The following is a 5,644-nucleotide window of genomic DNA, read 5'->3' on the forward strand; positions in this document are numbered from 1 at the left end:
GCCAGGCCCTGCTGGCGCTGCTTTCGCCGTGAGAAAGTCCAGCAGCGCCTGTGCATCGGCCTCGTTCAGGCGCAGGTTGGGCATGGGCAGGCGATCGTAGCGCTCGAACAGCGCCAGGGCCTCGGGGTCCTTCTCGGCCAGCATGCGGTCGGGCTCGCGCAGCCACCGCAGCAGCCAGGGCTGCGCACGGCGTTCGGTCACCCCCAGCAGGTCCGGCCCCACGGCGCGCAGGCCGGTGCCCTGGCCATCCAGCGGCCCCAGGCTGTGGCAGGCCGCGCAGCGCGTGCGAAACAGCTCCTCGCCGTGGCTGGGTGGCCTGATCTGCGGTGCCTCGGCGTAGCTTTGTTCGGCACTGGGCTGCTTCCAGTTCTGCAGGCTGTTGGCCAACTGGTCGGCGAGTATCCACGGGTTTTCGAACGGCGAGGCTTTCATCCAGCGACCGCTGGCCTGGTTGCCGACGATCAGGCTCAGGTTGTGGTCGCGACTGCGGCCGTTGTCCACACCCTCGATGAACAGCCCCAGGCTGCGCCGCAACTGATCGATCTGCTCCTTGTCGCCGCTGAGAAACAGCCAGCCGGGCGCCACCTTGAATTTGGCCGCGTAGGCCTTGAGCACCTCGGGCGTGTCCGATAGCGGGTCGATGCTGATCGAGTAGAAGAACACATCGGTGCCCACGCGCTCCCCCAGCAACTGCTGTACCTGGCGCAGGCGGGCCGTTTCCAGCGGGCACGAGTCGCCGCAACCGGTGAAGATGAAGTTGATCACCACCACCTTGCCCTCGATCAGGTCCTCGAAAAAGCGCAGGTGGCGACCGTCCTGGTCCACCAGTTCGGTGTCTGGGAAATAGCCGCGGCCCCAGGGCGTGGCCTCCTCGGCGTGCAGCGGCCCGTGCAGCAGGCCGGTGCACACCAGCACCAGCGCGATCCAGCGTTGCAGACTGAGCATCACCTGCCTCCTGCGGCTATTTGCCGAGCTTGATCTGAGGGCCGAAACCATCGCCGTTGCGCCAGGTGGGCAGCGCGGCAGAATTGATGTACTTGACCCCATCCCAACTGGGCAGCGGCGTGGGCATCAACTGCAACTGGCCGGGGTGCTCCAGGTCCCAGCGCAGCAGCATCGAGTTGTCCTCGTGCTGGGTGTTATGGCAGTGCTCCATGTAGGTGCCGGCGAATTCGCGAAAGTTGATCGCCACCTCGACGTTGTCCAGCCCGTCCTGTTCGGTGCCGATGCGGTACACGTCCTTGCGCGCCCATTTCTCCCATTCCGGCGGGGCCTTGCCGCCGCGGCTGAGGATGATGCCCTCCTCGAAGTGCACGTGCACCGGGTGGCTCCAGCCGTTGCCACCGTTCTGGATCTTCCACACCTCCAGCGTGCCGAAACCGCTGCACCGGCATCGGTGGGGCCGCTGGCCAGTTGCGGCGAGGCATTGAGCCGGCGCGGGTCCATGTGGAAACCAAAGCCGCCGTCGGTCTTGACCGTCCACGGCGCCTGGTCGGTGCCGTCCGAACGCCCGAAGATGAAGGTGCGGTGACGGGCCTGCGCCAGCCGCGCCTGGTCGGCCGGGTCGTCGCGGTGCAGCTTGAGGTCGATCATGCGCTTGCCCGCCGCCTTGCCGGGCCGGGCCGGCTCATAGGCGGCCGGGTCCATGGCCAGGTCCTGGCCGCTGTAGGCCTTGACGTTGAACTGCAGCACCTTGCCCACGGCCGGGTCGCCCTTGTCCCACTGCGCCCCCTTGCTGCCCTGCTTGATCACGGCCAGGTACTTCTCCGACAGCACCTCGCCCAGCGCGATGTCTTCCTTGGGGCCCTTGCCGGTGTCGTGGGCCTTGAGGTTGACCAGAAACAGCCGGTCCCCCGGCTTGACCCCATTGCGGGCGAAATTGACCAGGATGTCGAAGCGTTCGGCGATGCCCTGGGTGGGCAGGATGGCGTTGTGGTTCTGTCTGTCGCCGTCGGCGTCCAGGTCCATGCTGCCGTCGAACGGCACCGCGTACTCCATGATGTTGCCGTCGTTGCCGATCAGGTGGAACGGCACCCGTGCATACGACAGCCCCGAGCCCTTGGGCCCGGCGAACTCGCCGCCGCTGCCCTTGATTTCGCGCACCAGTGCCAGCTTGAAGTAGCGCGATACCGAGCCGTTGAGGATGCGCAGGCGATAGCTGCGCGCACGCACGTCGAGGTACGGCTTGTACTGCCAGTTGACCAGCACCTGGTCACCGAGAAAGCCATCGGTATTGAACGGGTTGAACCACAACTGCCCTGCCGCATCCCAGGCCTTGTCGGCAATCAGCAGGTTGACGTCATAGTCGCGGTTGCCCCAGGCCAGCGCCGAGCCACTGGGCAGGCGCAGGTTGACGCCGTCATCGATCGCCTCGTTGCCACGGTCCAGGGCGCTGTAGTAGTTCATCATCGCGGCGTTGCCCTTGTAGACGTTCTGCGCGGTGAAATCGAGCATGTGGTCGTGGAACCAGTGGGTGCTCATGGTCTCGCGCCAGTCGCCGCGAATGCGGATGCTGCCGTGGTCGCAGGTCTTGAGCCCGGGGTGGGCGTCGTTGACCCACAGGGTTTCGCCCGGCGCGCACGGGAACGCTGCACGCGGGTCTTCGGCGCGGGTGTTGATGCTGTCATAGCCGGCCAACTGGATCGGCCAGCGGTAATCGTAGTACTGGCCGGGGAAGAAGAAGGCGTTGGCATAGCCGTCGCTTTCGGCCGGCGCGTGGCCATTGTGCTCGTGGGTGCTGATGGTGTGCAGGCCGAAGCCGTGGTTGGCCGCCGGGTCCAGGGGCAAGGCGTTGTAGTGACGCATCAGCACCGGCTGGCCATAGCGCACCATCAGCAGCTTGACCGGAAAGGTGCCGTCGAAGGTCCACAGCGACTTGTGGTCCTGCAGCGGCATGTTGGGGTGAAAGCGCGTGTCCACCCCCTTGGTAGTGCCCTGGGTGTTGGGCTGGCCTGCGGTGTTGTAGTAAAGGCCGCCCGGGCCGAACTCGCCCACCGCGTAATGGTGCATCTGCACGCTGTCGCGCAGCCCGCTGTTGAGCCGCGCGCCGGCCTGCACGGTCTTGTAGGCCGCCTGCGGGTAGAACTCGTTCCAGCGCTGGTGCGACCAGCCCTTGCCTGGCGGTCGGCCTTCGGCGCTGGAGCCGATATGGCGGTTGAGGAACAGTTCGATCTGGGTCTGCCAGGGGTTGCGGTCCACCACATTGGCGAACTGGCTGGGAAACGGCGTCAGCCCCGGCTGCTTGAGGAAGGCATCCAGCAACGCCCCGGGCGGTGAGCTGCGCGCCACGCTGAGCGGGTCCTGCTGCGGCGCCGGGCCGAGGGCAGGCGGCGGGAAGCCCAGTGGGCCCGCCGGGGTGGTCGGGTCCAGCCGGGTGGGGCCGAACTCTTCGAACAGCAGCAACTGCTGGCTGAACGGCAAGGCACCGAACATCGGGCTGGGCTTGCCGTTGGTGGGGTAGTTGAACGAGGTCTGCTGCAAGGGCGGCAGGGCGTTCTCGCTGCGCGGGGTGTCGCGCGTGCCCTGCACACCGTCCGGCAAGTCATACGCGCCTTCGTTGGCCTCGGGCAGGGTCAGCAGGTTGTTCAGCGCAGCCGGTGCGTCGGCGGCAGGTCGCTGAACGCCGACGCATCGTCGCACGCGGCGGGTCTACATCGTCGATCGGGCGGGCCGACACCTCCAGGGCCAGCAGCATGGCGGCAAGGGCACTGAGGGACAGGCTCGCAGGTCTGGGCTTGAACATGATGAACACCCCGATAATGGCTGGCGGTACAGGGTGAGGAGCAATTAGCCAGCCAAGTTATGTCAGGATGTTTCAAGTTTGTTTTTTTTGTTTGAAACCAACACCTTGCATGGATTGCGCAGTGCCTGGGCGCAGCACCAGGACTGGGGAAATGCCCCCGCTAACGGGGGCTGCAGCGAAAACTCAAGGTCACGCAGGTGCCCTGCCCTTCACGGCTGCTGAGCCGCGCCGCGCCACCGAAGCGCTCCATGATGCGCCGTACCAGCACCAGGCCCACCCCCAGGCCACCCTGCTTGGTGGTGAAAAACGGTTTGAACGCCATGCGTTGCTGCTGATGGCTCATGCCCTTGCCGGTGTCGCACACCCGCACCACCAGTTGCCGACGCTGGCGGCGCAGCACCTGCACGTGCAGTTGGCCGCCCTCGGGCATGGCTTCCAGGGCGTTGCTGATCAGGCTGTTGAGGATTTGCCGGAGCATCACCGGGTGGCTGAGCACGCGGGCCTGCGCCAGGTCGTCGACCTTCAGTTCCACCCCCGCATTGGCCACTTGCCGCGCATGCGCCTGCAGGCAGTCGTTGACGGCAGCCTCAAGCTCCACCACTTCGGCCTGGTCGGTCAGCGGGCGCAACGACTGCAACAGCTCGCGCACCCACTGCGACATGCGGTCCACCTGGCTGATGATGTCGCCGATATTGCGCTGCGCCGCGCCGTCGTCGAACTCCAGCGCCAGCTCGGCGCTGGAGCGGATGCTGGCCAGCGGGTTGCGCAGGCTGTGCGCCACCGCCGACGACATCTCGCCCAGCGCGACGAAGGTTTCGTTGCTGATCAGCCGCTTGTGCTGCACCGCCAGTTGCCGCGCCGCACGCCGCACGATCCAGTACAGGCTGAAGTACACCACCGCCGCCCCCAGCGTGGTGCCCAGCCAGATCAGCAGCAAGCCGTTCTTGATGCGCACAATCAGGTCCTTGGGCTCCTTGTAGATCTCCACCATGGCGGTGACCTGCTCGCCACTGGCGTCGAACAGCGGTATGTAGTTTTCGATGAACAGGTCCTGCGGTGGCGTGATGAATTTCTGCTCGCTGCGCGCGTCATCGACGTTGTGGTAGCTGGCCGAGACATGCACCTTGTACTCGAAGGCGCGCTCCAGGTCGTCGTCGGACGCGATCATGCGCCCCACCAGCGCCGGGTTGCTCGACCAGATCACCATGCGGTCGGGCGCATAGATGTTGGCCAGCAGCACATCGGGCAGGTGCGCAATATGGTCGAGGAACTCCCAGCGCGCGGCCTGCCGCGCGGCGGCGGGCACATCCGGGTGGCTCTGGTCCAGGCGCGGGTCGAGCAGCTCGCCCATGGTGCGCACATCCGGGATCGACACATGGCGCACCTCGGCCGACGCAATCGCCTGGATGAACTGTGCGGTCAGCAAGGCATCACGCTCGACGCTTTCGTTGATCACGAAACGGCTAGAAATCAGCCCCAGGCCGATCGACACCGTGACAATCACCGCCAGGCTCACCACCGCGTACCAGCGCAGCAGGTTGAACGGCGACCGGCCGGCGACGGGGCTGGAGGTGGTGGTGGCGCACGCGGCTGGGCTCTCCTGGCGAGTCATCATGGCCGTCCCCGAAAATAATCACCTCCTAAGGTATAGCGCAGTGCCATGACGGCGTGACCACCCGCGCCCCCGAAAGTTTCCCCACCTCCCCCAACCCTGGGGCCACGCCCCCGCCAGCGCGCCGCGCCGATCACACCACCGAAGGGGATGAAAACCAGTGAGAACGGGCCTTTCAGCCTGCCTGAGCAGGTTGGTATGGAAGTTGCCCAAGCCCCTGCAGACGACCCAAACCCTTGGGCCCGATTGCAAGAGGAACGTACTCATGCACCGTCCAACACCCCATCCCC

2 protein-coding genes and 1 pseudogene are annotated in these 5,644 nt (G+C 66.0%); all 3 read right to left on the bottom strand.

Annotation, left to right across the window (positions count from 1 at the left end):
• Nucleotides 1–945 (bottom strand): SCO family protein (locus G3436_RS24265; protein ID WP_243667299.1); only part of this gene is annotated, 945 nt, incomplete at its 3' end.
• 16 nt (nt 946–961) lie between these two features.
• A pseudogene (locus G3436_RS24270) lies at nt 962–3,694 on the bottom strand (multicopper oxidase domain-containing protein).
• A gap of 208 nt (nt 3,695–3,902) precedes the next feature.
• The gene (locus G3436_RS24275) at nt 3,903–5,354 is read right to left on the bottom strand and encodes a sensor histidine kinase (RefSeq protein ID WP_243667300.1); all 1,452 of its coding nucleotides are present in this window, start codon (nt 5,352–5,354) and stop codon (nt 3,903–3,905) included.
• Nucleotides 5,355–5,644 lie beyond the last annotated feature (290 nt).

Source organism: Pseudomonas brassicae, from assembly GCF_010671725.1.
GTDB lineage: Bacteria > Pseudomonadota > Gammaproteobacteria > Pseudomonadales > Pseudomonadaceae > Aquipseudomonas > Aquipseudomonas brassicae.

Bases quoted from the DNA above. Each gene is read 5' to 3' on its own strand.
- G3436_RS24275 (WP_243667300.1), bottom strand. From the start codon at position 5,354: ATGACTCGCCAGGAGAGCCCAGCCGCGTGCGCCACCACCACCTCCAGC.